Below are 1,461 nucleotides of genomic sequence, written 5' to 3'. Positions count from 1 at the left end.
TTTCCTTATGATTTAATATAAAAAGATTTTTAGTTATAATTTCATTTTATATTTAAGGAAAAATTTATGGAAGATTTAAAACTTTTACAAAGGCGTTGGGAAGAAGCTTATGAAGCTATACCTAAACTTTATGAAACACCCGATGGGTTAATAATAAATTTCACCCTAAGTGAAGATACAGATACTATTCTTTTTAAAAAACCTTGGGAAAATTTTGAATTAGATGATGAAGATAAAGAAGCCAAATGGAGATTAAGCTTTTTTAGCATTAGCGAAGATAAACCTTTAGGATATTTAGAATATAAAGAAGCACTAGAAAAACTACAAGATTTTTCTTTAATTCAATCAGAAGAAAGGATTTTAATTAGAGCAATGAGTTTAGAAGAGCTTGAAAGTTTAGAGCTTAAAGGGTGGTAATGCTTCCTCAAGCTATATTTTTAAATAAACTTATAGAATTTTTATCTGATGAGAATTTAGATATTGTAAATATGAAAAAAGGTGTAGATAAAATTTTTTCTAAAAAAGATTTTTACGCTATATTAGAATTAAATATTAAAATTATGAATATAGCGAAATTAATTTTTAAAAGTGATGAAAAATTAAATATATTATTACCACAAACTTCTGATTATAAGAATACAAATTATTTTCTTCAAGAATTAGAGTTAAAAAAAGAAATGGATGTTAATCTTAATGATTTAAAAAATTGTGATAATAAAAAAATAATAGAAATAATAAAGCAAGAATATCAAAATAATCTGATTAAAGAATTGGATATTAATTCTCAAAAAGAAAAAATCAAAATACTTTTTATTATTAATGAAGTGCCAAAATTTTTAAAATCAATCTATAAAGAATGCGAGTTTAAAGAATATGGATTAGCAAATTATTTGGAATTTGATGAAATTTGGGATTTTTATGAAAATAATATTAGATATTTTACTATTTTAACTCCTATGGGTGCAAATAAAATAAAATTGCGTTTAGAAAATACACAAAACAGCGAAAAAGAATCTAATATCATAGAAGTAAATTTAGATAAAAAATAGATTTTAATAACAAAAATAAGCAATTTCTTTTTCTACTCAAATTTAGACTATTTGTGTTAAAATAATAAATATAAAAATTAAAAACATAGTGGATTTATACCAAATTATAAACACCATAAACTCAACCCCCAAAAGGATCTTCAATGTCCCTTAATTCTTATATGAGTCTTGATATATCAAATTCTACTTCAAATCCCCTACCCTTTAAAATCACTAAAGCCATTATCAAAGAAAGTCTTGAAGAACTTTTTTCTATAGAATGTGAAGGCTTTTTTGAAAGTTTAGAACAAGATTTATTTTCTTTAAATACTTTAACCAATGCTTCATCTCATCCAAGCACCCCTACAACTTTTAATTTTCATCCTAATGTTTTAATCGATCAAGAAGCTATTTTAAGCATCCATAATCCTTA

2 protein-coding genes and 1 pseudogene are annotated in these 1,461 nt (G+C 23.5%); all 3 read left to right on the top strand.

Annotated features, from left to right (window positions below; all coding sequences use genetic code 11):
- The first annotated feature begins 66 nt into the window (after window positions 1-66).
- Window positions 67-417 (top strand): DUF4299 family protein, encoded by a 351-nt coding sequence (locus AJ884_RS01430; RefSeq protein WP_044779597.1) that lies wholly within the window; start codon window positions 67-69, stop codon window positions 415-417.
- Window positions 417-1,049 (top strand): hypothetical protein, encoded by a 633-nt coding sequence (locus AJ884_RS01425; RefSeq protein WP_070261728.1) that lies wholly within the window; start codon window positions 417-419, stop codon window positions 1,047-1,049. Before AJ884_RS01430 ends, AJ884_RS01425 begins: the two co-directional genes overlap by 1 nt.
- A 143-nt stretch (window positions 1,050-1,192) precedes the next feature.
- A pseudogene (locus tag AJ884_RS01420) lies at window positions 1,193-1,461 on the top strand (hypothetical protein); the annotation flags it as partial.

It is taken from the genome of Campylobacter sp. BCW_6463 (assembly GCF_001762785.1).
Classification (GTDB): Bacteria; Campylobacterota; Campylobacteria; order Campylobacterales; family Campylobacteraceae; genus Campylobacter_D; species Campylobacter_D jejuni.
The sequence above is the reverse complement of the archived record's forward strand: the minus strand, read 5'-3'. Positions and strand labels throughout refer to the sequence as shown.